The organism is Solirubrobacter deserti (assembly GCF_027587175.1).
Classification (GTDB): Bacteria; Actinomycetota; Thermoleophilia; order Solirubrobacterales; family Solirubrobacteraceae; genus Solirubrobacter; species Solirubrobacter deserti.
This window is the reverse complement of sequence record NZ_JAPCID010000006.1, coordinates 137,984-162,868: the sequence shown is the minus strand read 5'-3', so window position 1 is coordinate 162,868 and position 24,885 is coordinate 137,984. Positions and strand designations below refer to the sequence as shown.

The window sequence follows — 24,885 nt, the reverse complement described above, 5'->3', positions numbered from 1 at the left end:
GACGTTCGCCACGCGAGCGTTCACCAACTCGAGGTTTCGCCGGGTTCGTGAACGCTCGCGTGGCATAGCGCGGAGCATCGCGCGACACCGCGTTGCGGATCTACGCACGCTCCGCAACAACTGTGTGCCAACTACGTCAAGGCTTCGCGCACCGCGGGGGCGACGACCGTGCCGTAGAGCTCGATCGCGCGCAGCATGGCGTCGTGCGGGATCGAGCCGACCGACAGCTGGAGCAGGAAGCGGTCGTGCTGGAAGAGCTTGTGCTGGTAGAGGATCTTCTCGATCACGGCCTCGGGTGAGCCGACGACGTTGTGGCCCTCGAGGGTGGCGCCCGCCTCGAACTGGGCGCGGGTCATGGGCGGCCAGCCGCGCTCGCGGCCGATCTGGTCCATGACGGTCTTGTGCGCCGGGAATGCCACATCGAGCGCGGTCTGCGTGTCGTCGGCGATGAAGCCGTGCGAGTTGATGCTCAACAAAGGCCGCTCGTGGCAGTACTCCTCCGCGACCTGGCGGTGCAGCTCGGCGAACGGGCCGAAGCGGGCGGGCTGGCCGCCGATGATCGCCAGCGCCATCGGAAGACCCAGGGCGCCGGCCCGCGCGACCGACTGCGGTGTGCCGCCGACCGCGACCCAGACGGGCAGCGGGTCCTGGACGGGGCGCGGATAGACGCCGCGGCCGTCGATCGACGGACGGTGCTCGCCCTGCCAGTGCACGACCTCGTTCGAGCGCAGCTCCAGCAACAGCGCGAGGTGCTCGGCGAACAGCTCGTCGTAGTCGTCGAGCGAGTAGCCGAACAGCGGGAAGGACTCGATGAACGAGCCGCGCCCGGCCATGATTTCGGCGCGTCCGCCGGACAGCAGGTCGAGCGTCGCGAAGTCCTGGAACACCCGCACCGGGTCATCCGAGGACAGCACGGACACGGCCGAGGTGAGCCGGATGCGCTGCGTGCGCGCCGCCGCGGCCGCGAGCACCACGGCGGGAGAAGACACCGTGAAGTCGGGTCGGTGGTGCTCCCCCACGCCGAACACGTCCAGCCCGACCTCGTCGGCCAGCGCGATCTCCTCGAGCAGGTTCGCCATCCGCTGCTGGACGGTGACCGCCGGGTCCGTGCGCTCACCGAACGTGTAGATGCCGAGCTCCATCAGGTGGCGGGAGCGGGCTGCATGCGCGGCCCCCGCGGGATCAGCAGCGAAGCGAGCACCGCGATGAAGCCCGCCACGGCCGAGAACGCGAACGCGGTCGTGTACAGGTCCTCGCTCGGCAGCGGGGTCGTGCCGGAGGTGAGGATCGCGGTCACGATCGCGGCGCCGAAGGAGCCGCCGACCGTCCGCATGACGGTGTTGATGCCGGTCGCGATGCCGACCTCGGACTGCGGGACCGCGTCCACGATCAGGTTCGCCATCGCGGCGAAGCCGAACGTGATGCCTACGCCCATCAGCATGCCGCCGATCACGAGCTCCCACGGGTGCTCGTGCGCGAACGTGTTGATCAGGAACGAGAGCGTGATGAGGATCGCACCGAGTGTGAGCACCGAGCGGAAGCCGATCCTCTCGCCGAGCTTCGCCGCGGGCGGTCCGGCGGCGAGCTGCGCGAGCGCGGTCGGCAGCATCAGGAAGCCGGCCGCGGTCACGCTGAAGCCGAACCCGTAGCCCGTGCTCTCCGGCGCCTGCGCGAACTGCGGGAACGTGAGGAAGCTCGAGAACATCGCGACGCCGACCAGGAAGCCGGTCAGGTTCGTGAACGCGACCGCGGGCTTGCGCAGCACCGCCATGTCGATCAGCGGCTGGCGCACGCGCGTCTCGATCCACACGAACACGCCGATCAGTGCGAGGCCGCCGAGAATCGAGCCGACGTTCTCCGCCGAGCCCCACCCCCACTCGCCCGCCTGCGAGACGCCCAGCAGGATCGCGGCCAGCCCCAAGCTCAACACCACCGCCCCGAGCCAGTCCACCTTCGCGTTCTCCACGGGCGGCGAGGGCGGCACGAAGCGGTGCACCAGGTACGCCACCGGCAGCGCGATCAAGCTGATCCAGAACAGCCAGTCCAGGTTCAGGTGGTCGACGATCAGACCGGACAGCGGCAACCCGATGCCGCCGCCGATCCCGAACACCGCGCTGATGATCGCGATGCCGGTGGCGACCTGATCGCGCGGGAACGTGTCGCGGATGATCCCGAACGCGAGCGGGAACACGCCGCCCGCGACCCCCTGGAGCACGCGCCCCGCGATCAGCACCTCGACCGACGGCGCGAGCGCGTTGATCACCGCGCCGATCGCGAAGATGACCATGATCGCGGTCAGCACACGACCCTTGCCGTAGAGGTCGCCGAGCTTGCCGGCGATCGGCGTCGCGATCGACGCGCTGACGAGAAAGCCGGTCAGCACCCAGCTGACGGCGGAGGGCGAGGCCTCGAACTCCTGGGCCAGCGCCGGCAGCGCCGGGACGACCAGGGTCTGCGAGAGGGCGAAGGCGATACCGGCGCCGGTGAGCGTGAGGAGAACCGGGGTCGGCCGCTGCGACGGTGCGGCGTTCACGCCGGGCAGCTTACTTACGCCGCGTCAGCGCTTCGAGGCCATCCGATGAGCGAGGTCTGAGAACGCGGCCTCGACCTCCTCGTCCATGGTCCGGCGGAAGACCGCGAGCAGCGCCTGGGCGGCGAGCGGGCGCGAGGCCTGGATCGACTCCGCCAGCTCGTCCCAGCGTTCCTCCTCGGCGTACGGCTTGATCACGTCGTCGGTGAACAGCTTCACGAACTCCTTGGACACCGCGCGCGAGTGACGAACGACGCTCTCGAGCATGTCCAACGCGTGACCGAGGCTCACGCCGCGCGTGACCACCTGCTCGGCCGCGGCGAGCAGCGCCGGCGACGGCACCTCGTAGTGGCCTTCGCCGAGCGGATGCAGGAGACCGAGCTTGGTCGCCTTCTCGATCAGCTGGCGCGGGTCGTCCTTCTCGGTGAGGCGAAGTCGCTGCCCGAGGTCGGCCGCCGTGACCACCTCGGACTCCTCGGGCGTCTCGAGCGACGCGCGTTTGAGCGCGAGCAGCCGCTCCCCCGGGTCGCCGAGCAGGCGCTTGATCCCGCTCAGCTTCATCCCCTCGGCCTGCAGCTCCTGGATGAGCCGCAGCCGCTCGACGTGCTCGGGCCCGTAGTAACCCGTGCGCCCGCGCACCTCGGGCGGCGGAAGCAGCCCGCGCGCGTGATGCGAACGGACGTTGCGGACCGTCAGACCGGTCTCGCGGGCCAACTCGTCGATCGTCATCACACGTTCGAGGGTATCGGACGTCACAGAACGTGACGTCAAACGACGATACATTCGCCGGCATGTTCGAGCTCATCGCCCAGGCCAAGCCCGCGGGCGGCGCCGCGCTGGACCAGGTCGCGATCGCGACGGGCGCCGCCGGGATCGTCACCGTCGTGCTGCTGTGGCTGGGGATGGGCCATCGGAGCGGAAAGGTCGCGCTGCTCGGACGCTGGGCGCGCTACTCCGAACGCGTCTCCGGCCTCCCCGCGTGGCTGGCGATCCCGTCCGCGATGATCGTCGTGTCGCTGATCACGGCGCTGTTCGGGATGCTGTGGGACATCTCCCTGCACATCGCGCAGGGCCGCGATGAGGGTCCGCTGGCCAACATCGCGCACTACTTCATCCTCGCGGGGCTGTTCGGCGTGTTCGCGTCGGGCTTTCTGTCGATGTGCCTGCCGCTGGAGAAGCCGTCGCGCGTGGCGGTGAAGGTCGCGCCGGGCTGGTACGCGCCCCTGGGCGGCGTGCTGATCGCGTCCGCGGGCACGTTCGCGCTGATCGGCTTCCCGCTCGACGACGTCTGGCACCGGCTGTTCGGGCAGGACGTGACGCTGTGGGGGCCGACGCACCTGATGCTGATCGGCGGCGCCGCGATGACGCTGATCGGGCTCGCGGTGCTGTTCGTCGAGGCGGGTGGCGCGACCCGCTCGGCGCCGACGTGGGTCGGCTTCCTGCGCCGCATCTCGCTGCCGGGCGCGTTCCTGCTCGGCCTCTCCACCTTCCAGGCCGAGTTCGACTTCGGTGTCCCGCAGTTCCGGATGGTCTTCCAGCCGATGCTGATCATGCTCGCCGCGGGCGTGTCGCTGCTCGCGGCGCGGATCTGGCTCGGCCGCGGCGCGGCGCTCGGCGCCGCCGTGTTCTTTCTGGCGATGCGCGGGATCATGGCCCTGCTCGTCGGCCCGGTGCTGGGCGAGCCGACGCCCTACTTCCCGCTGTTCCTGGTCGAGGCGCTGATCGTCGAGCTGGTCGCGCTGCGGGTGAAGCAGCCGCTGCCGCTCGCACTCGCCGCCGGCGCGCTGCTGGGCACGGTCGGGCTCGCCGCCGAATGGGCCTGGACGCACGTCTTCATGCCGCTGCCGTGGCCCGCCGCGCTGTTTCCCGAAGGGCTGATCGCGGGCCTGATCATGGCCGTGGCCGCGTCCTGCGTCGGCGCGTGGGTGGGCTCGCGCCTGGCGCTTGACCGCACGTCTTCGCTGCGCGGGGCGGCCCTCGCGAGCGCCGCGGCGATCTTCGCCCTCACCGCCTACGGGCTGTGGTCGAACGGGACGCAAGGCCTGCGCGGGACCGTGCTGGTGCAGGGCGATCACCTGATCGTGCGCGCCGACCCGCAGGACGCGAACTGGTTCACGAGCACCTCCTGGCAGGGCGGCGGGCTGGTCGTCGACCGGCTGGAGCAGGTCGCTCCGGGCGAGTACCGCACGACGCAGCCGATCCCACTCGACGGCGACTGGAAGACGATGATCCGCCTGCACTCGGGCCGGACGCTGAGCGCGCTGCCGGTGTACCTGCCCGCCGATCCGGCGATCCCGGTGCACGAGATCCCGGTGCGGCCGGAGATCACACGTGACTTCGGGCCCGAGCAGCAGCTGCTTCAGCGAGAGCGCAAGACCGACGTCGCCGGCTGGCTGTGGGGCACGGGCTACGGCGTCGTGCTGGCCATCGCGCTGGCGTTCCTGGTCGCGCTCGTGTGGGGCGTGCACCGCGTCTCAACGGCCGGGCGGACCCCCGAGCGCGAGCACGTCGATCAGCAACGCCAGCGCCACCGCGCCCACCAGCACCGCGAACCCGCGCCGCAACAGTGACTGCGGGACGCGCTCGGCGAACAGCGTGCCGAGCAGCGCGCCCGCGCCGGTCGCGGCCGACAGCGTGCCCGTCACGGCGAGGTCGGGACGCGAGCCCGCCGCGAGGTGGCTGGCCAGCGCGACGACGCCGGTCAGCGCGATGATCACGAGCGAGGTCGCAACCGCGCGCCGGAACGGGGTGCCGAGCCACACGCTCAACACGGGGACGATCACGAAGCCGCCGCCGACGCCGAAGAAGCCCGTGAGCACGCCGACCAGCAGGCCGGCGAGCAGCGTGCGCGAGCGCGGCGGGTCCGGGCACTCGCCTTCGTCGCCGCTCTCCCCCGCACGCTTCCACGTGAGCACGGCGGCGAGCGCCATCACCGGCACGAAGGCGAGGATCAGCGCGTCCCCTCCGATCTCGTGGCTGGCGGCGGTGCCGAGGATCGAGCCGAGCGCGGCGGGCGCGGCGAACGTGAACGCGAGCCGCCAGCACACGCGGCCGTGGCGGGCGAGCGAGCCGGCGCCGATCGCGGCGGCGAGGCTGACGACCACCAGGCTCGCGGTGGACGCGGGGCCGACCGGCTCGCCGAGCACGTAGACGAGCACCGGCAGGGCGAGGATCGCGCCTCCCCCACCGACCGCGCCGACGATCATTCCGATCGCCAGCCCGAGGACGACCGCGAGCCCGATCACATGATCGCGAGCCGCTTCGGGGCCGGGCCGGTCTCGAGCCCGGGCGTGATCGAGCCGAGGATGGCGGGGCGGCGGGCGCCGGTGGTGCGCGCGAGCGTGCCCGGGAGGCCGTGGATGGTGAGGAAGCCGAGCAGCGCGAACGCGTACGCCTCCTTGTCCTGCGCGGGGAGGCCGAGCGTGTCGCTCGTGGTCGTCGGCAGCGCTGCGGCCAGGCGGGCCAGCAGCGTGGCGTTGTGGACGCCGCCGCCGCTCACGATCAGCTCCGTCGCCCCGTGCTCGCGCGCCGCGTCGAGGACCGTGCGCGCGGTCAGCTCGGTGAGCGTGGCGAGGACGTCGTCGGTCGCGTAGGCGGACAGGTCGCCGAGATAGGCGAGGTTGAAGTGCTCCTTGCCGGTGGACTTGGGCGCGGGGCGCGCGTAGTAGGGGTCGGCAAGCAGGCGGTCGAGCAGCTCGCGGATGACCGTGCCCGCGGCCGCGCGGGCGCCGCCCTCGTCGTACGGGGGCGCGACGGCGTCGAGCAGCGCGTTGCCGGGGCCGGTGTCGAACGCGAGCGGCGGGACGGTGAGGTTCGCGATCCCGCCCAGGTTGAGCGCGGCGGGCCGGCCGGGGCGGCCCGCGAGCAGCAGCGTGTCCAGCAGCGCGACGAGCGGGGCGCCCTGGCCGCCGGCGGCGATGTCGCGGGCGCGGAAGTCGCTGATGACCGGCACGCGCGTGCGCTCGGCGATCCAGGCGGGCTGGCCCAGTTGCAGCGTGCCCTTCGCGGCACCGTCCTCGACCCAATGGAACAGCGTCTGGCCATGGGACGCGATCAGGTCGACCGGACCGGCCAGCTCGATGGCGGCCACGGCGACCTCCGCGAACGCCTGCCCGATGCGCGTGTCCAGCCGGCACACCGCCTCCATCGTCGTGCGCGCGGGCGGGAGCGCGGCCACGATCCCCTCGCGCAGGTCGTCGTCGTAGAGCGCCCGGACGCTGCCGAGCGGGTGCAGAGCGACGGTTTCGCCCTCCAGCGTGATGTCCGCGACCGCGGCATCGATCGCGTCCAGCGACGTGCCGGACATGATCCCGACGACCCTCATTCGCCCAGCGCCCTGCGCAGGTGGCCGTCGGCGGCGGTCAACCGCTCGCGCGCCTCGCCGGCCGAGACGCCCACGCGCAGCATCACGGACGCGACCTTCGCGTCGTCGCCCGCCTGCGCGAGCGCGCGCACGGCCTGCTCGCGCGGCGCGCCCGTGACCTGCTCGACGATCCGCGTCGCCCGGTCGCGCAGCTTCTCGTTGGTGACCCGCACGTCGACCATCAGGTTCCCGTAGGTCTTCCCGAGCCGGACCATCGCCAGCGTGGACAGCATGTTGAGCACGAGCTTCTGCGCCGTGCCGGCCTTCAGGCGCGTGGAGCCCGCGATGAACTCGGGGCCGACGACGACCTCGATCGCGTGCTGCGCGGCCCGCGCGAGCGGCGTGTCCGGGTTGCACACGAGCGCGATCGTGGTCGCGCCGATGGCATCGGCGTGCTCGAGCGCGCCGAGGACATAGGGCGTGCGGCCGGACGCGGAGATCCCGACGACGGCGTCGCCGGCGCTGAGCGGGAGGCCGGCGCCCGCGTGGGCGTCGTCCTCGGCGGCCTCCGTCGCGGTGCTGACGGCGCCCGCGCCGCCCGCGATGAACCCGACCACCTGGTCGGAGTTGAACGTCGGCCCGCACTCACTCGCGTCCAGCACGCCGAGCCGCCCGGCCGTGCCCGCGCCGACATAGACCAGCCGGCCGCCGCGTTGCAGCCGCGGCACGATCGCGTCGATCGCCGCAGCGATCTGGGCGCGCGCCTCCGCGACCGCGAGCGCGACGGCCTGGTCGTCCTCGTTCATCAGCCGCACGAGCTCGCCGGTCGGCAACCGGTCGATCTCGGCCCGCTCGGGCCGCGCCGCTTCCGTCGAGAGATGTCCGAGCCGCGTCATCCGTGGATCAAAGCGCGAAACCGCCTCGGGCGGTCGAGCAACCGCGCCGCGCCGTCGAGCCCGTCGCCGAGCGGCGGGACGAGTTCCGCGTCGAGACGCGCGCGCAACGAGTCCAGGACGAGATCGCCGGCGGCGAACACACCGCCGGACCATGACACGCGCTGCGGGCACGAGGGCGCGCGGTCGAGCGCGGCGCTCACCGTCCGCGCGAGCTCTTCCCCGGCCGCGGCGAGGATCGCGGTGGCGTCGGCGTCTCCCCCGCGGGCCAGGTCGATCACGTCGCGCGTGAACGCGGCGACCGTCGTCACCGGGTCGGGCGCGTCGTACACGGCCCGCGCGATCTCTGTGAGCGACCCGAACCGCGCCTCGGCGGCCGCGCGCAGCGTCTCGCTCCCGCCGCGGCCGTCGTGTGCGCGCAGCGCGAGCGCGAGCGACCGGCGGGCGATCCAGAAGCCGCCGCCGTCGTCGCCGAGCAGCGCGCCCCAGCCGTCCGCGCGGGCCCACCCGTCATCGCCGGCGGCCAGCGCGATCGCGCCGGTGCCCGCGACGATCACGGCGCCCGGCTCGCCGCCGAGCGCGCCGAGGTGCGCGGTGACCGCGTCGTTGGTCACGAGCATCGGGACGCCGAGATCGGCGCCGTCGTAGCCCGTCAGGCCCGCCGCCACCACGTCCGGCTGGTGCCGCGCGACGAGCTCGTGCAGCGGCGCCCAGTCGCGGCCCGCACGGGCGAAGCCCGGCAGCAACTCGCGCGCGACGACCTCGCCGCGCACACGCAGCGCGACGCGGCAGCCGCTCTGGCCACCGTCGACGAGCAGAGCTTTTAGGTGCGGTGCAGAAACGGTGCCGACATTACGCCTGTGATCTCCCGCCTGCCGCTCATGCTCCGAGCCCTCGTGCTCGTGCCGCTGCTGGCGGTGGGCCTGGATCAGGCGCGCGTCTCGTTCATCTGCCCACCCGGCGCGCAGAGCTGCCTGGACGCCGCGTCGAGCGGCAGCCTCGGCACCGTCGGCGTCCTGCTGATGCTCACCTACATGCTGGGCATCGCGGCGCTGGTCGGCCGGCTGGCCAGGGGCCGCAGCTCGCTGTGGTTCGTCGCCACCGCCGGCCTGTGGGCCGCGCTGGGCGGCCAGGCGTTGATCGCCGACGCGCTCGACACGGGCGCCCTGGTCGGCGGCGGCTGGTTGCCGATCCTCGGCTTCGGGGCCGCCGCGGGGGCGTTGCTCGCGCTCGCGCTCAGGACCGTCCGCCGCGCTTTCAGCCTCCGGGCCCCGCAGCTGGTCGTCCGGATCGACGAGCTCCTCGTTCAGGGCGCGCGCCTCGCCGCGCCGCCGCTCGTCCGCCCCGCCCGCTTCACGCGGGGCCGCGCTCCACCCGCGTTCGCGTAGCCGACCTGAAGGGGCCGGGCCCCTTCAGGAGACGCCGCCGCCGCGCGTGAGGACGCCGCGCGGCAGTCCTCCCACGCGAACTTGAAGGAGCATCACCATGACCAAGCGCGAACTGCGCGAACAGGCCCGTGCCCACCGGCTGGCGCTCGAAGCCGCCGAAGCGGCCAGAACCACGCGGCGCCGCCGCTTCTCGATCCTCGGCGCGGCGCTGGCCGCGGCGATCGCGGTGATCGTCGTCGCCGCCCTCGTCTCCACTAACTCGAACTCCGACGCGGCGCCGTCGGGCGACCTCGTCCGCAGCACCGTCGTGGACGGCGTGCCCGAGCGCAACGGCGTCCTCGGCGACCCGAACGCCCCCGTGACGGTCACCGAGTACGTCGACCTGCAGTGCCCCGTGTGCGCCGAGGCGTCCAAGACGGCGCTGCCCGCCCTCATCAACGACTACGTCAAGACCGGCAAGGTCAAGCTGGAACTGCGCACGATGCATTTCCTCGGCCCGGACTCGGTGAAGTCGGCCCGCGTCGCAGCCGGCGCGCAGCAGCAGAACAAGCTGTGGAGCTTCGTCGAGACGTTCTACGCCAACCAGGGGACCGAGAACTCCGGCTACGCGACCGACGAGTTCCTGAGGGACGTCGCGACCACCGCCGGCGTGGACGCCGACGCCGCGCTGGACTACGCCGACACGGACGCGTCCGAGCAGGCGCTGACCAAGGCCAACCAGGCCGCGCAGGCCATCGGCGCCGACTCCACGCCGACGTTCACGATCACCCAGGACGGCCAGGAGAAGGTCCTGCTCGTCGGCGCCGGTGACGTGAGCGCAGAGCTGGAGAAGGCGCTGTGATCTCCCGGGTCGCCGCGATCGTCGTGGCCGTCGCCGGCCTCGCGATCGCGACCTACCTGACCATCGTCCACTACGCAGGCGGCGAGCCGGTGTGCGCGATCGCCCATGGCTGCGCGACCGTGCAGAAGTCCAGCTACGCCGAGTTCGCCGGCGTCCCGGTGGCGCTGCTCGGCCTGCTCGGCTACGTCGCGATCCTCGGCTCCCTGCTCAAGGACACCGAGACCACGCGCTCGATCACGGCACTGCTCGCGCTGTGCGGGCTCGCGTTCAGCGCCTGGCTGACCTACGTCGAGATCTGGGAGCTCGAGGCGATCTGCATCTGGTGCGTCGGCTCGGCGATCTGCATGGCGCTGCTCGCCGCGCTGGCTACGACGCGGCTGCTGCGCGCGCCCGCGCACTGATCACCAGGGCGGTCCCGGCGACGAGCAGCACCATCGCCGGGATCGCCGCCGCGGGCGGCGTCTCCCCCAGCGCGACCGCCGCGATGATCGCCGCCAGCGGCACCGTGAACAGCCCGCCGAGCGCGACCATCGTCGGGCTGATCGAGCGCAGCACGAGGTTGAACAGCGAGTGCCCGATCAGCTGGCCGAAGACGGTGACCCCGGCGATCCGCAGCCAGTCCTCGCCCGCGTACCCGCCGAGCGCGACCCCACCGGCCAGGCACACCGCGGCCAGCCACACGGCGCACGTCCCGTAGCACACGAACGTGTAGTCGAGCGTGCTCAGATGGCGCCGCGCGAAGCCGCCGATGACGATGTAGAAGCCGCCGAAGACGCCGCCCGCGACGGCCAGCCCGTCGCCCAGCAGCGCGTCCCCGGAGACCGTGAAGTCCACGCCGGTGATCGCCAGCACCCCGAGCAGGCACACGCCCACGCCGGCCCACGCGCGCCCCGGCAGCCGCTCGCCCAAAAGCCAGCCGATCACACCCGCCCAGATCGGCTGCGTGCACACCAGCGCGGCCGAAGAGGCGACACTCGTGTAACTCAGCGACGGAATGAACGTCCCGAAGTGCAAGGCCAGCGCGAGCCCCGCCGCCAGCGCGAGCCACAGCCCGCGCCCGCGCGGCACCGTCAGCCGCTTCTCACGCGCGAGCAGCACCGGCGCGAGCACGGCCGCCGCCGCTCCAGTGCGCCAGAACGCGATCGCGAGCCCGGGCGCGGCGCACGCAGCGATCAGCGGCGGCGCCGTCGACGCGCCGAGCACGCCGACCGCCAGCAGCGCCAGATCGTTCTGCTCGCGGCTCAGCCGAACAGCTCGTCGAGGACGCTCTTCTTGCGGTGCTTGCTCTTGTGGGACTTGTGGGACTGGTAGTCCTTGAAGAGCTTCATCGCGCTCTGCGCGTCCATGCCGTAGCTCTGCTGCTTCTGCGGCTTCCCGGACACCTCGCGGAAGAACTCCTCGTCGTCGTCGTGCGCACTCGCGACGTATTGACGCTCGCGCTTGAGGATCTCGTCGAGCTCGCCGCGGTCGAGGAAGACGCCGCGGCACTGGCGACAGGCGTCGATGTGGACGCCGCTGCGCTCCACCTGGACGAGCTGCCCGTTGCAGTTCGGGCAAGGACCTTGGGCCGGCATGGGGCCAAGGGTACATCCGCCGCGCGGTCGAGCCGGTCCCGACCGCCGGTCCCTAGGTTCGCCCCGCATCCCGCGAATAGCGTCCTCGCGGGGAAGTCCGCACGACAGAGGGGGAACATGAGGAGACGGAGAGCGGCCTTCGCGGGCGCGTTCGCGATGGTCATCGGCCTGGGCGCGGCGCCAGCGGCGCACGCAAGCGGGGACCGCGACTGGGACTGGGATCGCGGGCGCGGCTTCAAGATCGAGGAAGCGACGATCGCCGACATCCAGCACGCGATCCAGCGCCGTCAAGTGACGACCACCGACGTGGTCAAGCTCTATCTCGAGCGCATCAAGGCCTACAACGGGACGTGCGTGAGCGAGCCGCAGGGCATCCTCGGTCCGATCACGATGATCCCGCACGCGGGCAAGGTCAACGCGCTCATCACGCTCAACCTCCGGCCCAAGCACCGCGTCGCCTGGGGCTTCGACGCGCGCAAGGCGCGCAGCCAGACCGACCCGGCCGACAACGACCCCCGGATGCCGGACGCGCTCGAGACCGCCGCGCGGCTCGACCAGCAGTTCGCGCGCACGGGCCGGCTCGCCGGCCCGCTGCACGGCGCGGTGTTCTCGATCAAGGACCAGTACGACACGTTCGACCTGCGCACGACCTCCGGCGCGGACGCGTTCTGGGCCAACGACCGGCCGCCGGACGACGCGACGGTCGTCGCGCGCCTGCGGGCGGCCGGCGCGATCATCCTCGCCAAGGCCAACATGGACGAGTACGCGGGCGGCGACGCGCGCAGCTCCTGGGGCGGGACGGGCTGCAACCCGTACGACACCGAGCGCGACCCGGGCGGCTCCAGCGGCGGCTCGGCCGTGTCGGTGGCCACGAACATGGTCACCTGCTCGATCGCCGAGGAGACCGGGGGCTCGGTCGTCAAGCCCGCGCGCTGGAACAACGTCGTCGGGCTGGTGCCGACGCGGGAGCTGGTCAGCGCCGACGGCATGATCCAGCGCGGGCTCAACACCCGCGTCGGACCCATGTGCCGAACGGTCCAGGACACGGCGCGCGTGCTCAGCGCCTACGCCGGGTTCGACCCCAAGGACGAGCTCACCGCGTTCAGCAACGGGCGGCTGCCCGAGCGCCCGTACGAGAGCTACACCGGCAGCCGGCGGCTGTTCGGCTACCGGATCGGCGTGATCCGCGAGTACATGGACAAGGACCTGTTCACGCCCGCGGACGCAGAGTCGATCGACATCGTCGACCGCGCCGTCGGCGAGCTGCGCCGGCTCGGGGCCACGGTCGTCGACCCCGGCCCGAAGGGTGCGCTGTTCCAGAGCTGCGTGGACCGCTTCGTGCCGAAGTGGCTCAACCAGCAGTTCACGCCGCAGTGGCCGGCGCTGTTCCCGCCGGGCGGCGACCACAACGCGACGTTGCTGGACCTGTTCTTCGACACCTCGAAGGTGCCGCACACCGCGGCCGGGCGCCCGAGCATCCGCAACATCGGCGGCACGGGCAGCGACGCGGGCGACGCCCGGTACAACCTCAACGCCTACATCCGGGAGCGTGGTGACGCCAACATCAAGAGCCTCACGGACCTGATCACCAAGGCGAACTTCTGGACCGACCCGGTGCTCGTGAACCGCAAGGCGAGCCTGGAGAGCGCGGACCGCGCGCTCACCCTGGCGACCGCGAGCGCCCTGCAGGCCAAGCACACGATGCAGACCGTCGTGCACCAGTGCTTCGCCGAGCTCGACCTCGACGCCGTGGTCTACCCGTCGGGGAACATCCCGCCGGCCGTGCTGACCGCGGTGCAGGAGCCGACGGTCAACGACCGGGGCTCGAACTGGACGGCGATCTCGAGTCGCGGCTTCCCGGCGCTGACCGTGCCGGCCGGCTTCACGACCCGGGTCCACGACCGTGGGCCGGACGGCCAGCTGCTGGCGCCGAAGCCAGCGCGGCTGCCGGTGGGCGTGGACTTCCTCGCGCTGCCGTTCCGCGAGCACACGCTGTTCGACATCGCCGCGGCCTACGAGGCCGCGACGCACCACCGCAGTCCGCCGCCCGAGTTCGGGCCGCTGGACCGCCGCTGACGAAGATGTGACCCGTGGTGGACGCTGGTAATTTCGGGCCCCGATGAACCGCAAGCTCCAGAGCCAAGGCGTCCACCACATCACCCTCGTCGGCGCCGACCGCCAGACCTCGATCGACTTCTGGGAGGGCGTGCTCGGGATGCCGTTCGTGTTCGAGCAGCCCAACCTCGACAACGCGGACGAGAGCCACCTGTACTTCGACCCGGGCGACGGCCGCCTGATCACGATCTTCACCAAGGAGGACCGGGAAGCCGACCCGAGCCGCACGCCGACGGACCCCGGCTGCGTCCACCACGTCGCGTTCGCGCTCAGCCAGGCGATGTTCGCGCAGGCCGTCGAGCGGCTCGACGAGCGCGGCATCCGCCACAGCGGCGTCAAGGACCGCGGCTTCATGGACTCGATCTACTTCCAGGACCCGCTCGGCCTGCTGATCGAGCTCGCGTCCTACCGCTTCGAGCCGCCGCACGGCACCACGCACGCCGACGTGCTGTTCACCGCGCACACCATCCGCGTCGAGCGCGGCGACCGCGCCATCGATCGCATCCACGTCGCGGACGCGATCGAGCAGCTGATGGCCCGGCGCCCGACGCTCTCTACGTGACGAGCCCGCTCGCCCACCGTCGCGCGGCGCATGGGCGGGCGCGATCCGCACGAGACGCACCGCGTCACGACGCCGCTCGAGCTGCTTTTCGTCGTCGCGTACGGCATGGCGGCCGACGAGCTCGCGCACTACCTGGCCGATGGCCACGTGAAGGCCGGGATCATCGGCTTCACGTTCGCGGCCTTCGGGATCACGTGGGCGTGGATCAACTTCTCGTGGTTCTCGTGGGCGTTCGACGTCGACGACTGGATCTCGGTCGCCCAGGTCGGCTGGATCGTCCTCGTGTTCGCGCACACGTCGATCCTCGTGACGTTCATCTTCGTGATCCTGCTGACCGCGCTCGAGTTCACGGGCCCGTACATCGCCGAGACGCGCCGCGGCGGCACGCCGTGGCACGCGCACCACCTCGCCGAGCGCTACGGGCTGCTGATCATCATCGCCCTCGGCGAGGGGATCATCGGCGCTATCGCGTCGCTCAGCGCGGTCGTCGGGCCGGAAGGGCCGGGCTGGAGCGTCTCCGCGGCGGTCGTCGCGTTCGCCGGCGTCGGCCTCACGTTCGGGCTCTGGTGGGCGTACTTCGTGATCCCGTTCGGTGACTTCCTGCACGCGCGCCGCGAGAAGTCGTTCGGGTGGGGCTACGGGAACGTGCCGGTCATCGCCGCGGTCGTCGCCGGCGGCGGCGGGCTGCACGTCGCCGCCTACTACATCGAGCATCACTCAGAGCTCGGCGCCGCCGCGACCATCCTCACCACCGCGATCCCGGTCGGGGTCGCGATCCTCGGCATCTACGGCCTCTACGCGTACCTCGTGAGCGCGATCGACGGCTGGATGCTTCAGAGCCTCCAGTAGCAGTCGGCGCCGGTCGGGATCGGCTGCGCCACGCGCGCGAGCTGCGCGCGCGACGGGCGCTGCATGATCAGCTCGACCTCGGCCGTGGCCAGCGGCTCGTCCGCCCACTTCAGCAGCTCGGTCACGTTCTCGGGCTTGGGGCGCCGCGGCAGCTGCGGGTCCAGGTTCGCGATCGCCGCCTCGTAGGCCTCGACCGGGTTGAAGCCGGGCAGCGAGAACGTCTGACCGCCGCTGGCGAGCTCGTAGCTCGGCGCCGTGTAGCGGCGCTCCTGGGCAGGGCCGCCGAGCTTGTGGTCGAGCGCGCGGGCGGCCGCCGAGGGGTGGCGCGCGCGGGCGATGTCGTCGCGCAGCGCGTCCTCCACCCCGGCCGTGTCGCACCAGCGGCGCAGCTCGTCCGGGTCCAGCCCGGCTTCGGCCGCGGCGCCCGCGATCAGCTCGGGGTCATCGAGCAGACCGCCGTCCATGCGCCGCACGCGCAGCCGGCGCAGCAGCCGCTCTTCCAGCTCGGGCGCGTTCAGGCGGGCGGCGACGACCGCCCGGCACGCGGGCTCGGACGAGGACGGCTCGGGGTACGGCGCGGGGTCGATCGGCATGCCGTACTTGCGCTGCAGCCCGGGCGCGCCGGACTGCAGCTTCTCCGCCTCGCCCGGTTCCAGCGTGAGCACGATCATCGTCGTGCGCCAGCGCAGGCCGTCTCCGTAGTGCCAGCGCAGCCGCTGCCGCATCGGCTCGGCGGAAAAGGCGAACGGGCACGCCGGGTCGGTGAACAGTTCGATGTCGATGGCCACGGTGAGGCAGACTACGGGCCATGGCCTACGTCCACGGATACGCGGAGCGCGAGAGCGAGCGCCTCAACGACCAGGCGGGCGCGCTCGTCGAGCTGCTGCACCACGACACCGCGTATCCGGCCGGCAGCCGCGTGCTGGAGGCGGGCTGCGGGGTCGGCGCGCAGACGATCACGCTCGCGGCGAACTCGCCCGAAGCGCAGATCACCAGCATCGAGATCTCGCCCCAGTCGCTCGCGGTCGCGCGTGAGCGGGTGACCGCGCCCAACGTCACCTTCGAGCAGGCCGACCTGTTCTCGTTCCGGGCCGAGCCGTTCGACCACATCTTCGTGTGCTTCGTGCTCGAGCACCTGCGCGACCCGTACGCGGCGCTGCGCCGCCTGCGGACCCTGCTGCGGCCCGGCGGCACGATCACCGTGATCGAGGGTGACCACGGCTCGGCCTACTTCCATCCCGAGAGCGACGCCGCCAACGACGCCATCGACTGCCTCATAAAGCTCCAGAGCGGGGACGCGAAGATCGGCCGGCGGCTGTACCCGCTGGTGTCCGAGGCCGGGTTCGGCAGCGTGCGCGTGTCGCCGCGCATGGTCTACGTCGACGCGAGCAAGCCGGAGCTGGTCGACGCCTTCACGCTCAAGACGTTCACGGCGATGATCGAGGGCGTGCGCGAGCCGGCGCTGGCCGGCGGGTTGATCGACGCCGACCGTTTCGACCGCGGCATCGCCGACCTGGCCGCGACCGAAACGTTCAGCTACACGTTCTTCAAAGCGGTGGCAGACCGAGATTGAGCTTGCGCAGGAGCCCGGCGAGCTGTTCGCGCTCCGCCTGGCTCAGCGGCTCCAGCAGCCGCGCCTCGTTGGCGAGGTGCGGGCCGGTGACATCGTCGACGAGCTTCCGGCCCTTGTCCGTGAGCGCGATCAGCGTGCCGCGGCGGTCGTTGGGGTCGGGCTCGCGCGCGATCAGGCCGGCCGCCTCGAGCTTGTCCAGGCGCTTGGTGGTGCCGGACGACGTGAGCATGGACGAGTGCGTGAGGTCGGTCGGGCGCAGCTTGAACGGCGGGCCCTGACGGCGCAGCGTGGCCAGCAGGTCGTGCCAGCCGGGCTCGAGCCCGTGTTCGGCGTAGACGGGTTCCAGCCGCGCCTCCAGCGCCCGCGCCAGCCGCGACATGCGGCCGATCACGCCGATCGGCGTCGCGTCGAGATCGGGCCGCTCGCGGGCCCACTGGTCGAGGATGTCATCGACGCTGTCGCGCATCGCCGAAAGATTATCGTCGCGGGATATTGCTTCCTAGGAAGATATGTACTAGGATGCTATCCATGTTCAAGTTCATGCGACGCCGCCGGCCCGCCCCGCGGCAGACCTATCCCCGCGATCCCGAGCCGATGCCCCGTATGCGCTGGTATTGAGCGACGGGCACTTCGGCTCGGCCGGCGGCGGCCGGAAGCGGCTGAGCAGCATCGATAGGTCCATGATCTCGACCGTGCCGTTGTTGTTGAGGTCCTCGGGCAGCTCCACCCCGTTCTGGCCGTAGCGCGCAAGGAGGCGCTGCTGGTCCACGCACCCGACGTAGCCGTCGTCATTGAGGTCGGCCAATTCCGGCACCGCGCGGCAACCTCGCAGGAGTCGATCGCTTCCGCCGCCGACGTTCACCGCAACGACGCAGATGTTCCGGCGCCGGTCGTCGATCGGGACGAGGAAGTTGAAGCCGTGCCCGGAGAACTGGGCGTGGACAAGCCCGGCGGCCGCCTCCGCGGCGGGCGCGCCCTCTACCAGCGAGCGCACCGTGATAGCCGCGCTCGCCACGTCGGCGTCGCTCGCCCAGCCGGAGACGCGCGCGTGGCTCGTGCCCACGCGCGTGACCTTCTCGAGCGCTCCGTCCGGGTTGTTGACGGGCGGAGCGACCGTCGGCGGGGGCATGATCGTCGGCTCGGGCGTGACCGTGGCGGCCGGCGTGGCCGCGGGCGGTACCGGAGCGGACGGGCCGGGACCCGGCGGCGACGGCAGCGTCACCGGCGCGGGGCACGCACCGCGGCGGCCCTGCCCGTCGAGGCAGCCGGCTGCGGTCACAACCGGGCGCCGGTTGCGCGCGGCGACTCGCAGGAACCGGCTCTGCCCGCTCGGCACGACGACGTCGATCATCAGCGACGTGCCCTTGAGCATCCGCAGGTTGAGGCGGTGGATGACGGTCGCGCCCTTGGGGTGCGTGATTCGCTCCGGCGGCCCGCCCGTCCGGCGGCACGGGCCCGAGCAGCGCCACTTGATCACGCCCGCGCCCGTGCTGTCGATGCGCAGCGTGCGCAAGACGCCGCCCTTGACGTCAGCCCCGACGGCGAACCCCGGGGTGACTCCGGTGGCCGCGGCCACCGGCTTGAACGCCGCGTGCGCCGACGGCGCCGCCCACAGCGCGATCATCAGCGCCGCACAACCGACCACTCTCCTCATCGGCGGCGAGCCTAATGGGTCGAGCGGACCGGTGGGGATTTCTTGTTAGAGCGGCACCATCCGGAACCCGACGCCCCGCACGGTCTCCAGGCGCTTGGCGTGCTCGCCGAGCTTGCGCCGCAGGCCGCAGATCGCCACGTCGACGGCGTTCGCGCCGCCGGCCCACTCGTAGCCCCAGACGTCGTGAAGCAGGGCCGCCCGCGGGACGACCTGGCCCTGACGCTCCTGCAGGTAGCGCAGGACCGCACATTCGAGCTTCGTGAGCGCGACGGTCCGCCCGTCCAGCGTGAGCTCGCGCGCCTCGGGGTCGAGCGCGGTCTTCCGCACCGGGAGGTCGCGCGCGGCCAGTTCCGACAGCCAGCCCGCGACGGACTCCGCGCCCAGGTCGCAGACCGTCGCGCCGCCGTCGATCGGCAGGTAGCCGAGCGGCTCCAGTTGCTCATCGAGCTCGGCGCCGCCGGAGACGGCGTAGACGCGCCGGACCACGCCCTCCAGCCGCTCGCGCTCGACGTCGCGCAGCAGTGCGCTGAAGCACGGCGACGGCGCCGAGCCCGTGCCGTGGGCGAGCGCGACACGCGCCGCGAGGACGCGCTGGCCCTTCGGCACGGGGTGCGCGCGCAGGTGCGCCCGCCAGGCCTGGCAGACCGGGTCGCGCAGGAACAGGCCCTGGGGGATCCGGCGCAGGTCGCACAGGACCGCGAACGCGACGACGGTCCCGCGCGGGGCGCGCGCGACGCGGAAGGCGTCGGGGACGGCGTCCCACCAGTCGCTGAGCAGCGCCGTCGTCGGCCCAGGATGGTGACGGGCGACGATCTTCAGGATCGCGTCGCGGTCGCTCGGCCGGGCCGTCTCGACCGCGTAGTGCTGGACGGCGCTCGGGAAGAACGCCTCGCGCACGAGCGGCTCCTCGACGAGCGCGATCATGTCCGCGATCGAGGCCCAGCCGCCGTCCGGGAGCTCGTGGCGGATCTGGCGCCAGGCCGCGGCACGGTGCTCGCGGTGGCGGACGGGATCGGTGGCCTTCAGCAGCGCGGAGACGGCCTCGCGCACGGTGTCGTGGATGACCAGGCCCTCGGGGGTGAGCTCGACGAACGGCAGCGTGGCGAGCCGGTCGAACCCGTCGGGCAGCAGGCTGCGCGTGACGCGGCGCAGGACGCACGCGCGGTCCAGGGCGGCTCGCGTCTCCGGGTCGAGGCCGTCGAGGTAGAGCGCGGCGAGCTCCTGCGTGACGGTCGGGATGACCGCGTCCGGATGCTCCTTGACCGCGGACGCCGCGAGCTGCAACGACAGCGGGTGGCCCCGTACGAAGCGGTTGACTTCGACGGCCTGCTGCGGGTCCAAGCCGACGCCCTCGAGCACCGCGGCGGCGTCGGCGGGCGCGAGCGGGCCGAGCGGGATCACGCGCAGGTACTCGCCGAACGTCGCACGCCAGACGGCGCCCGGCGCGTCGCGCGCGGCGATCACGACCCGGGTGTCCGCGGGCAGCGACGGGAAGTAGGTGTGGCGCAGCCAGTCGTCGAGCAGGCGCAGGCGCTCGAAGGTGTCGATGACGAGGAGCCGCGGATGGCGCCCGGCGGCCTGCTCGAACCCCGCCGGCGTCGGCTCGATCGCGCGGCCGTCGACGATCGTCGCGTGCTCGTGCTCGGCAGCGAACGCCCGGATCAGCGCCGACTTGCCCGAGCCGGCGACGCCGTGGACGACCGCCACCAGCGGGCCTCCGGGCTCGTGGAGGGTGCGCAGCGCGGCCAGCTCGTCGTCGCGGCCGATCAGCGCGCGCTTGGCCAGCAGCGCCCCGAAGTTCACGCCGCCGCGAACCGGTCGACCTGCCGGATCTCGTCCGCCGGCAGCATCATCGCGTCGAAGTACTCCTCCAGCCGCTCGACGCTCTCGGCCTCGTAGACGCAGTCGGCGCTGAACGCGCCGTCGGCCTCCTCGAAGACGTAGGAACGCACCCAGCGGACGGCGCCGTCGAAGATGCCGAGCACGGCGGGCGTGCAGTCGGCGGTGGCGGCGAGCTCCTCCTCGGACAACCAGGCGCGGCGGCGGGAGACGAGGTAGAGGTTCATTGCGCGCGACGCTAACCCGGTGCGCACGGTCGCGATATCGCGCTGGCTCCCGAGTTGGCGGCGGTTCCCCGAACCTCGCTCAGAAAGCGCTAAGGAACTCGCCACGAGGCGCGGGCCGCGCGGACCGACCATGCTCGGCATGACACGGAATCGCCGGCGAGCCGTCCTCGCCTCCCTGATCGCGACCGCGACCCTGGGTGTCGCGTCGCCCGCCATGGCCGCTCATCCCGACCGCTGCGACCGCAAGCTGGAGCGCATCGAGCGCGAGTTCCGCATCATCGAGCGGTTCTTCGGCTGGGAGGCCGCGTCGTACTGGTGGAACGAGTACGCGTGGCCCAAGTACTACCGCCAGTGCGAGGCCTGAGCATGGCCACGACGAACATCGACGAGGCCAAGCTCGAGGCGTTCTTCGGGCTCGTGGCCACCGAGATCGGCGCGGCCATGAACGTCGCGCTGGTCACGCTCGGCGACGAGCTGGGCCTGTACCGCGCGATGGCCGACGGCGAGCCGGTCTCCCCCGCCGAGCTGGCGAGCCGCACGGGCACGCTGGAGCGCTACGTGCGCGAGTGGCTCAACGTCCAGGCCGCGTCCGGCTACGTCGAGTACGCCGACGGCCGCTACTCCCTGCCGCTCGAGCATGCGCTCGTGCTGGCGGACGAGACCTCGCCGTTCCTGGCGACGGGCTCGTTCCAGTCCGCGAACGCCGTCGTCGGCGTGCGCAAGGCGCTGGCCGAGCGCTTCGTCGACGGCGGCGGCGTCGGCTGGCACGAGCACTCGCACGACCTCTGGCACGGCACCGAGCGCGCGTTCGCGGTCGCGTACCGCACGCACCTGGTGGCCGAGTGGCTGCCGGCGCTCGACGGCGTCGTGGACAAGCTCGAGGCGGGTGCGTACGTCGCCGACGTCGGCTGCGGCCACGGCGCCTCAACCATCCTGCTCGCGCAGGCCTACCCCGCCTCGCGCTTCGTCGGGTTCGACTACCACGCGGGCTCGATCGAGATCGCGCGGCGCCGGGCCGAGCACGCCGGGGTCGCCGACCGCGTCACGTTCGAGGTCGCCGGCGCCGCCGACTACACGGGCACCGGCTTCGACGTGGTCGCGTTCTTCGACTCCTTCCACGACCTCGGCGACCCGCTCGCCGCGGCCCGCCAGGCGCGCGCCGCGCTCGCGCCGGGCGGCACCTGCGTGCTCGTGGAGCCGGTCGCGGGCGACACGGTCGAGGACAACCTGAACCCGGTCGGGCGCATGTACTACGGCTTCTCGACCATGTGCTGCACCCCGGGCTCGCTGTCCCAGCCGGGCCGCGCCGGGCTTGGCACGCAGGCCGGCGAGGCCGCGATCGCGGCGGTCCTGCGCGAGGCCGGCTTCGAGCAGGTGCGGCGCGTGGCCGAGACCCCGCTCAACATGGTGCTGGAAGCGCGCTAGCGAACCCGCGTGCGCGCGTAGGCCACGAGCGGGCGCAACGCGAGCCGCACGAGCGGCCTGAACACCGGGAAGGCGCGGAGCAAGCGCGCGCCGTAGCGGCCGTAGCGGTAGTAGACCTTCGTGAACACGCGCCCTGGATAGCTGCGCGCGAGCCGCTGATCGCGGTATGCGCGCAGCGTCCGGACCGGCTCGGCCGCCGCGCTGCCGTGCGCGGCGGTCGCGACGAAGCACGGGCCGTCGAACACCTCGCCCACGATGCAGCAGCAGTCGCTGTCGAAGCGGTCGCGCTTGCGCTTCTTCTTGCGGCCGATGTGGAAGTGGTGCTGCTGCTTGCGCCGCTTGGAGCTCATGGGGCGATCCTATGCGCCTTCCGTGATCGCGCGCAAAGTCGCGACGTGGCGCTGGAACGCGGCCTTGCCCGCTTTGGTGATGCGATAGGTGGTCACGCCGCCGCGCCCGTGGCCGCTCTTGCGCACGGTCACGTACCCGGCCTTCTCGAGCGTCGCCATCTGCTTGGACAGGTCCGAGTCCGCGATGTCGAGCTGCGCGCGCAGGAAGCCGAAGTCGGCGCTCTGGGCGTTGGCGAGGATCGCCATCGCCGCCAGGCGCTTGGGCGCGTGGATCACCGGGTCGAGTCCGGTGAGCTCGATCGTCATGCCAGCCGGCGCCGTGTCGCGTCGGCCGCGTCGCGGTACAGGCGCTCGTAGGCCGCGAGCCCGGCCGTGACCACCACGAACGCGAACGCGGCGGCCACGAACGGCCCCACGAACGCGTAGAGCGCGATGCCGGCCGCGAACGCCGGCACGACGACGAGGAAGTAGCGCCGGTAGGCGGATGCAATCTCCTTCGGCGCGTGGCGCAGCGACGGCCACGTCTGCCAGCGGCGGCGGTACCAGGCGATGAACGCAAACTCGGCGCCGATCAGCGCCACCAGCAGCGGGATGAAGACCGCCGGGCGCTCGGACGCGCCATGACACGCCAGGATCAGCGCCGCGAACCAGGCGCCGGCGGCGGCCGGATACCACTTCGGCGTCGCCGGATAGTCGATGTACGGCGCGGCTCCGGCGCGCTCCGCGACGGCAAGGGCCTCTCGATAACTTTCCATGACGGAAAGCGTAGGGCATCAGTTTCCAAGTTGGCAACTTATGGCACGGCGCCGCTCACTACCCTCGGCGCCACATGCGCGCACTTAGCCTCGCCGTTCTTATGGCCTTTGTCGCACCGGTCTCTGCGTCCGCCGCCGAGGTGCCCCCGCTCACCGTGACCGGCGTCCGGCCGGGCTGCGAGGCGCCCACCGGCTTCCCGGGCGAGATCGTCGTCACGACCGGCTCGGCCAACCGGGAGGCGGTTCAGCTCGTCAGCGCGACGCAGACAAGGCTGCAGCGCGGGCACACGATCCAGTTCGACCACCCGGTCGCGGGCTGCGCGGTCGCGGCTTCCCAGCCCAACGGCGCCGCGGTGCTCGCCGTCCCCGGCGACAGCGGCACGCTCGCGTACCTCCGCGCGCCGGGCGGCACGTGGGGCGAGCCGACGCGCTTCCCGGGTGGCGGCTACCTCCAGAGCGGCCGCGCTGCGGTGGCGGTGTCTGAGGCGGGCGACGCGCTCGTCGTCTGGGAGCAGGGAGGCGAAGGCCGCAGGGACGTGTTGTACGCGGCCCGCCGCCTCGCCGGCGGCGCGTTCGGCACCCCGGTGAGGCTCGCGGACCGTCCGGATGAGCCGGCCCGGGCGTCAGGTGAGACCGGCTGGTTCGCGGCTGGGATCGCGAACGGCGGTGAGGCGGTCGTCGCCTGGAGCGGCCTGCCGCCGGAGCGCCCGCCGCATCGCACGGACGTCAAGGTCGCGATCGCGCCGGCGACCGGCGCGTTCGGCACCCCGGTGACCGTCGGCGAGCAGACCGGCTACTCCACCGGCGCGCTCGCGATGACGCCCGACGGACGCGCCCTGCTCGCGCTGGCGGACCCGCGGCGTGTGCGCGTGCTCGAGCGCACCGCCGGGACGCCATTCGGAGTGCCCGCGACCGTCGCGAACGTCAATGACCCGCTGGGCACACGCGCGGCGACGGCGCTCGGGCCGGACGGCCAGGCGATGATCGCCTGGAGCGGCACCGGGCTCGGCGGCGTGAGCGCCGCCATCCGTCGCGGCGGCGGCGCCTTCAGCTCGGAGTTGCCCGCCGCCTCGGCGGACCGGCGCCTCGAGTACGACGTCTGGACGGCGGTGGTCGGCGCCACGCAGCCCTTGCCCGCCGACACCTGGGGCTTCGGCGGCGCCCGCGTGAACGCGTCGATCGCGCACGGTATCGCTCTGTTGGGCTGGTCCGGCCCACGCGGGCACACGCGCGCCGCCAACCTGTTGACGTTTCCGCTCGGCCCGGGGACCGGCGTGCGGCAGACCGTCGGCGGTGAGCTCAGCGACGCCTGGGACGCGTTCCCGGTGCCGCTCGCCGACGGCAAGGTCGCGCTCGCGTGGATCGACGCGCCCGACATGCGCAACGCCCACCGCCTGCGGCTGCTGACGGATGCGCCCGCCGACACCACGCCGATTCCCGATGTGCGCGTGACGCCGCCGCCCAGCCGCGTCACCGGCGACCTCGTCCTGCCGTTCCGCTGCAGCGGGCCGTGCGAGATCCGCGCCCAGGTGATCAACCGGCACGCGTACGAGGATTCCGCCCGTCTGACGTCCGCCCGCTCTGGTCGTCTGCGGCTTCGGGACTTCGTCGCGCCGCGGCGGGTGGGTCCCGTGCGGGTGCGGTTCACCGTCGGCGCGCTCGACGGGCGCCGCAGCCGGACCTGGACCACCACCTATCGGCTCCACGGCCGCCGCCAGTACCGGCTGTTGCGGGTCGACGCCGTGCGCGCGGAGCGGCGCGGGTCCCGCATCCGCGTGACCGTGCGTTCGGAGTTCAAGCTGCCGGATGGAGCGTTCTTCGCCGTGGGCGGGTTCGACCGGCGCGGCAACGTCGAGCCGTTGACGATGACGTCGTCGTTGATCGGGTCTTCGGGCCGCCGTCAGTTCACGGTCAGCCTTCCCGCGCAGGGCGTGCGCTGGGTCGCAACGCTGCTCGGTGAGGAGCGCCGGTTCGTGCGCGTGCGCTGAGGATCCGGGTATGAGGCGG

The 24,885-nt window shown here is 72.5% G+C and carries 28 protein-coding genes; 11 read left to right on the top strand and 17 right to left on the bottom strand.

Going from position 1 to position 24,885, the window contains the following annotated elements; translation table 11 throughout:
• Positions 1-131 precede the first annotated feature (131 nt).
• Genes OJ962_RS05155 through OJ962_RS05145 form a run of 3 tightly spaced genes read right to left on the bottom strand, consistent with a single transcriptional unit; the run spans position 132 to position 3,259 of the window.
• Positions 132-1,142 carry an LLM class flavin-dependent oxidoreductase gene (locus OJ962_RS05155; RefSeq protein ID WP_202953745.1) on the bottom strand — a complete coding sequence of 337 codons (1,011 nt, stop codon included), beginning with the start codon at positions 1,140-1,142 and terminating at the stop codon, positions 132-134.
• Positions 1,142-2,533 carry an MFS transporter gene (locus OJ962_RS05150; protein ID WP_202953744.1) on the bottom strand — a complete coding sequence of 464 codons (1,392 nt, stop codon included), beginning with the start codon at positions 2,531-2,533 and terminating at the stop codon, positions 1,142-1,144. The genes OJ962_RS05155 and OJ962_RS05150 overlap by 1 nt, the downstream gene beginning before the upstream one ends.
• Positions 2,534-2,557: 24 nt before the next feature.
• On the bottom strand, positions 2,558-3,259 hold the full coding sequence (locus OJ962_RS05145) for a MerR family transcriptional regulator (RefSeq protein ID WP_202953743.1): 702 nt from the start codon (positions 3,257-3,259) through the stop codon (positions 2,558-2,560).
• A gap of 62 nt (positions 3,260-3,321) precedes the next feature.
• Here OJ962_RS05145 and OJ962_RS05140 point away from each other — a divergent pair, with 62 nt between their 5' ends.
• A complete protein-coding gene (locus OJ962_RS05140; protein WP_202953742.1) occupies positions 3,322-5,100 on the top strand; it encodes a hypothetical protein in 1,779 nt (592 codons plus the stop codon).
• Here the strand turns inward: OJ962_RS05140 and OJ962_RS05135 are convergent.
• The 4 genes from OJ962_RS05135 to OJ962_RS05120 are packed head-to-tail and all read right to left on the bottom strand — an operon-like array spanning position 5,005 to position 8,499.
• Complete coding sequence (locus tag OJ962_RS05135) at positions 5,005-5,775, bottom strand: sulfite exporter TauE/SafE family protein (RefSeq protein WP_202953741.1); 771 nt, start codon at positions 5,773-5,775, stop codon at positions 5,005-5,007. The genes OJ962_RS05140 and OJ962_RS05135 overlap by 96 nt on opposite strands.
• Entirely contained in the window at positions 5,772-6,854 is a 1,083-nt protein-coding gene (locus tag OJ962_RS05130; protein ID WP_202953740.1) for an anhydro-N-acetylmuramic acid kinase, read from the bottom strand. The genes OJ962_RS05135 and OJ962_RS05130 overlap by 4 nt, the downstream gene beginning before the upstream one ends.
• On the bottom strand, positions 6,851-7,729 hold the full coding sequence (murQ, locus tag OJ962_RS05125) for an N-acetylmuramic acid 6-phosphate etherase (RefSeq protein ID WP_202953739.1): 879 nt from the start codon (positions 7,727-7,729) through the stop codon (positions 6,851-6,853). Before murQ ends, OJ962_RS05130 begins: the two co-directional genes overlap by 4 nt.
• A complete protein-coding gene (locus OJ962_RS05120; protein WP_202953738.1) occupies positions 7,726-8,499 on the bottom strand; it encodes a BadF/BadG/BcrA/BcrD ATPase family protein in 774 nt (257 codons plus the stop codon). The genes murQ and OJ962_RS05120 overlap by 4 nt, the downstream gene beginning before the upstream one ends.
• A gap of 87 nt (positions 8,500-8,586) precedes the next feature.
• Between OJ962_RS05120 and OJ962_RS05115 the strand changes: the two genes are divergently transcribed.
• The 3 genes from OJ962_RS05115 (at position 8,587) to OJ962_RS05105 (ending at position 10,356) form a co-directional block, all read left to right on the top strand.
• Positions 8,587-9,114 (top strand): hypothetical protein, encoded by a 528-nt coding sequence (locus tag OJ962_RS05115; RefSeq protein ID WP_202953737.1) that lies wholly within the window; start codon positions 8,587-8,589, stop codon positions 9,112-9,114.
• Between the two features lie 97 nt (positions 9,115-9,211).
• A complete protein-coding gene (locus tag OJ962_RS05110; protein ID WP_202953736.1) occupies positions 9,212-9,955 on the top strand; it encodes a DsbA family protein in 744 nt (247 codons plus the stop codon).
• Positions 9,952-10,356, top strand: a complete 405-nt coding sequence (locus OJ962_RS05105; protein WP_202953735.1) for a vitamin K epoxide reductase family protein — start codon at positions 9,952-9,954, stop codon at positions 10,354-10,356. Before OJ962_RS05110 ends, OJ962_RS05105 begins: the two co-directional genes overlap by 4 nt.
• Here the strand turns inward: OJ962_RS05105 and OJ962_RS05100 are convergent.
• Together OJ962_RS05100 and OJ962_RS05095 are read right to left on the bottom strand one after the other, a co-directional pair.
• Positions 10,322-11,170, bottom strand: a complete 849-nt coding sequence (locus OJ962_RS05100; protein WP_255525825.1) for a DMT family transporter — start codon at positions 11,168-11,170, stop codon at positions 10,322-10,324. The two genes, OJ962_RS05105 and OJ962_RS05100, sit on opposite strands and share 35 nt — an antisense overlap.
• A 26-nt stretch (positions 11,171-11,196) precedes the next feature.
• Positions 11,197-11,529 (bottom strand): TFIIB-type zinc ribbon-containing protein, encoded by a 333-nt coding sequence (locus OJ962_RS05095; RefSeq protein WP_202953733.1) that lies wholly within the window; start codon positions 11,527-11,529, stop codon positions 11,197-11,199.
• Positions 11,530-11,646: 117 nt separating this feature from the next.
• On the opposite strand from OJ962_RS05095, the gene OJ962_RS05090 reads away from it, so the two are divergent.
• Genes OJ962_RS05090 through OJ962_RS05080 form a run of 3 tightly spaced genes read left to right on the top strand, consistent with a single transcriptional unit; the run spans position 11,647 to position 15,055 of the window.
• Positions 11,647-13,605 (top strand): amidase, encoded by a 1,959-nt coding sequence (locus OJ962_RS05090; protein ID WP_202953732.1) that lies wholly within the window; start codon positions 11,647-11,649, stop codon positions 13,603-13,605.
• 43 nt (positions 13,606-13,648) lie between these two features.
• The gene (locus OJ962_RS05085) at positions 13,649-14,206 is read left to right on the top strand and encodes a VOC family protein (RefSeq protein WP_202953731.1); all 558 of its coding nucleotides are present in this window, start codon (positions 13,649-13,651) and stop codon (positions 14,204-14,206) included.
• 30 nt (positions 14,207-14,236) lie between these two features.
• Positions 14,237-15,055 carry a low temperature requirement protein A gene (locus OJ962_RS05080; protein ID WP_202953730.1) on the top strand — a complete coding sequence of 273 codons (819 nt, stop codon included), beginning with the start codon at positions 14,237-14,239 and terminating at the stop codon, positions 15,053-15,055.
• On the opposite strand, the gene OJ962_RS05075 is transcribed toward OJ962_RS05080, so the two are convergent.
• Positions 15,040-15,843, bottom strand: coding sequence for a DsbA family oxidoreductase (locus OJ962_RS05075; RefSeq protein WP_202953729.1), 804 nt, complete (start codon positions 15,841-15,843; stop codon positions 15,040-15,042). The two genes, OJ962_RS05080 and OJ962_RS05075, sit on opposite strands and share 16 nt — an antisense overlap.
• A 20-nt stretch (positions 15,844-15,863) precedes the next feature.
• Between OJ962_RS05075 and OJ962_RS05070 the strand changes: the two genes are divergently transcribed.
• The gene (locus OJ962_RS05070; protein WP_202953728.1) at positions 15,864-16,628 is read left to right on the top strand and encodes a methyltransferase; all 765 of its coding nucleotides are present in this window, start codon (positions 15,864-15,866) and stop codon (positions 16,626-16,628) included.
• Here the strand turns inward: OJ962_RS05070 and OJ962_RS05065 are convergent.
• The 4 genes from OJ962_RS05065 to OJ962_RS05050 form a co-directional block, all read right to left on the bottom strand.
• Complete coding sequence (locus OJ962_RS05065) at positions 16,603-17,094, bottom strand: MarR family winged helix-turn-helix transcriptional regulator (RefSeq protein WP_202953727.1); 492 nt, start codon at positions 17,092-17,094, stop codon at positions 16,603-16,605. The genes OJ962_RS05070 and OJ962_RS05065 overlap by 26 nt on opposite strands.
• Positions 17,095-17,166: 72 nt before the next feature.
• A complete protein-coding gene (locus tag OJ962_RS05060; protein ID WP_202953726.1) occupies positions 17,167-18,282 on the bottom strand; it encodes a hypothetical protein in 1,116 nt (371 codons plus the stop codon).
• Positions 18,283-18,327: 45 nt separating this feature from the next.
• Entirely contained in the window at positions 18,328-20,085 is a 1,758-nt protein-coding gene (locus OJ962_RS05055) for a winged helix-turn-helix domain-containing protein (RefSeq protein WP_202953725.1), read from the bottom strand.
• The gene (locus tag OJ962_RS05050) at positions 20,082-20,348 is read right to left on the bottom strand and encodes a nickel-binding protein (RefSeq protein ID WP_202953724.1); all 267 of its coding nucleotides are present in this window, start codon (positions 20,346-20,348) and stop codon (positions 20,082-20,084) included. The genes OJ962_RS05055 and OJ962_RS05050 overlap by 4 nt, the downstream gene beginning before the upstream one ends.
• Positions 20,349-20,487: 139 nt before the next feature.
• Here OJ962_RS05050 and OJ962_RS05045 point away from each other — a divergent pair, with 139 nt between their 5' ends.
• Both OJ962_RS05045 and OJ962_RS05040 read left to right on the top strand, forming a co-directional pair.
• Entirely contained in the window at positions 20,488-20,712 is a 225-nt protein-coding gene (locus OJ962_RS05045; protein ID WP_202953723.1) for a hypothetical protein, read from the top strand.
• 2 nt (positions 20,713-20,714) lie between these two features.
• Positions 20,715-21,773: a class I SAM-dependent methyltransferase gene (locus tag OJ962_RS05040; protein WP_202953722.1), complete on the top strand. Its 1,059-nt coding sequence runs from the start codon at positions 20,715-20,717 to the stop codon at positions 21,771-21,773.
• On the opposite strand, the gene OJ962_RS05035 is transcribed toward OJ962_RS05040, so the two are convergent.
• From OJ962_RS05035 to OJ962_RS05025, 3 genes are read right to left on the bottom strand one after another with little or no spacing between them, the layout of a single operon-like run.
• Positions 21,770-22,123 (bottom strand): CFI-box-CTERM domain-containing protein, encoded by a 354-nt coding sequence (locus OJ962_RS05035; protein ID WP_202953721.1) that lies wholly within the window; start codon positions 22,121-22,123, stop codon positions 21,770-21,772. The two genes, OJ962_RS05040 and OJ962_RS05035, sit on opposite strands and share 4 nt — an antisense overlap.
• Before the next feature lie 9 nt (positions 22,124-22,132).
• Positions 22,133-22,429 (bottom strand): winged helix-turn-helix domain-containing protein, encoded by a 297-nt coding sequence (locus OJ962_RS05030; protein WP_202953720.1) that lies wholly within the window; start codon positions 22,427-22,429, stop codon positions 22,133-22,135.
• Positions 22,426-22,878 (bottom strand): hypothetical protein, encoded by a 453-nt coding sequence (locus OJ962_RS05025; protein WP_202953719.1) that lies wholly within the window; start codon positions 22,876-22,878, stop codon positions 22,426-22,428. Before OJ962_RS05025 ends, OJ962_RS05030 begins: the two co-directional genes overlap by 4 nt.
• 101 nt (positions 22,879-22,979) lie before the next feature.
• Here OJ962_RS05025 and OJ962_RS05020 point away from each other — a divergent pair, with 101 nt between their 5' ends.
• A complete protein-coding gene (locus tag OJ962_RS05020; RefSeq protein ID WP_202953718.1) occupies positions 22,980-24,866 on the top strand; it encodes a hypothetical protein in 1,887 nt (628 codons plus the stop codon).
• The last annotated feature ends 19 nt before the right edge of the window (positions 24,867-24,885 follow it).

Bases quoted from the DNA above. Each gene is read 5' to 3' on its own strand.
- OJ962_RS05025 (WP_202953719.1), bottom strand. From the start codon at position 22,878: ATGGAAAGTTATCGAGAGGCCCTTGCCGTCGCGGAGCGCGCCGGAGCC.
- OJ962_RS05130 (WP_202953740.1), bottom strand. From the start codon at position 6,854: ATGAGGGTCGTCGGGATCATGTCCGGCACGTCGCTGGACGCGATCGAT.
- OJ962_RS05080 (WP_202953730.1), top strand. From the start codon at position 14,237: ATGGGCGGGCGCGATCCGCACGAGACGCACCGCGTCACGACGCCGCTC.
- OJ962_RS05145 (WP_202953743.1), bottom strand. From the start codon at position 3,259: ATGACGATCGACGAGTTGGCCCGCGAGACCGGTCTGACGGTCCGCAAC.
- OJ962_RS05035 (WP_202953721.1), bottom strand. From the start codon at position 22,123: ATGAGCTCCAAGCGGCGCAAGCAGCAGCACCACTTCCACATCGGCCGC.
- OJ962_RS05085 (WP_202953731.1), top strand. From the start codon at position 13,649: ATGAACCGCAAGCTCCAGAGCCAAGGCGTCCACCACATCACCCTCGTC.
- OJ962_RS05155 (WP_202953745.1), bottom strand. From the start codon at position 1,142: ATGGAGCTCGGCATCTACACGTTCGGTGAGCGCACGGACCCGGCGGTC.
- OJ962_RS05060 (WP_202953726.1), bottom strand. From the start codon at position 18,282: ATGAGGAGAGTGGTCGGTTGTGCGGCGCTGATGATCGCGCTGTGGGCG.
- OJ962_RS05020 (WP_202953718.1), top strand. From the start codon at position 22,980: ATGGCCTTTGTCGCACCGGTCTCTGCGTCCGCCGCCGAGGTGCCCCCG.
- OJ962_RS05045 (WP_202953723.1), top strand. From the start codon at position 20,488: ATGACACGGAATCGCCGGCGAGCCGTCCTCGCCTCCCTGATCGCGACC.
- OJ962_RS05095 (WP_202953733.1), bottom strand. From the start codon at position 11,529: ATGCCGGCCCAAGGTCCTTGCCCGAACTGCAACGGGCAGCTCGTCCAG.
- OJ962_RS05040 (WP_202953722.1), top strand. From the start codon at position 20,715: ATGGCCACGACGAACATCGACGAGGCCAAGCTCGAGGCGTTCTTCGGG.
- OJ962_RS05030 (WP_202953720.1), bottom strand. From the start codon at position 22,429: ATGACGATCGAGCTCACCGGACTCGACCCGGTGATCCACGCGCCCAAG.
- OJ962_RS05090 (WP_202953732.1), top strand. From the start codon at position 11,647: ATGAGGAGACGGAGAGCGGCCTTCGCGGGCGCGTTCGCGATGGTCATC.
- OJ962_RS05140 (WP_202953742.1), top strand. From the start codon at position 3,322: ATGTTCGAGCTCATCGCCCAGGCCAAGCCCGCGGGCGGCGCCGCGCTG.
- OJ962_RS05110 (WP_202953736.1), top strand. From the start codon at position 9,212: ATGACCAAGCGCGAACTGCGCGAACAGGCCCGTGCCCACCGGCTGGCG.
- OJ962_RS05065 (WP_202953727.1), bottom strand. From the start codon at position 17,094: ATGCGCGACAGCGTCGATGACATCCTCGACCAGTGGGCCCGCGAGCGG.
- OJ962_RS05070 (WP_202953728.1), top strand. From the start codon at position 15,864: ATGGCCTACGTCCACGGATACGCGGAGCGCGAGAGCGAGCGCCTCAAC.
- OJ962_RS05050 (WP_202953724.1), bottom strand. From the start codon at position 20,348: ATGAACCTCTACCTCGTCTCCCGCCGCCGCGCCTGGTTGTCCGAGGAG.
- murQ (WP_202953739.1), bottom strand. From the start codon at position 7,729: ATGACGCGGCTCGGACATCTCTCGACGGAAGCGGCGCGGCCCGAGCGG.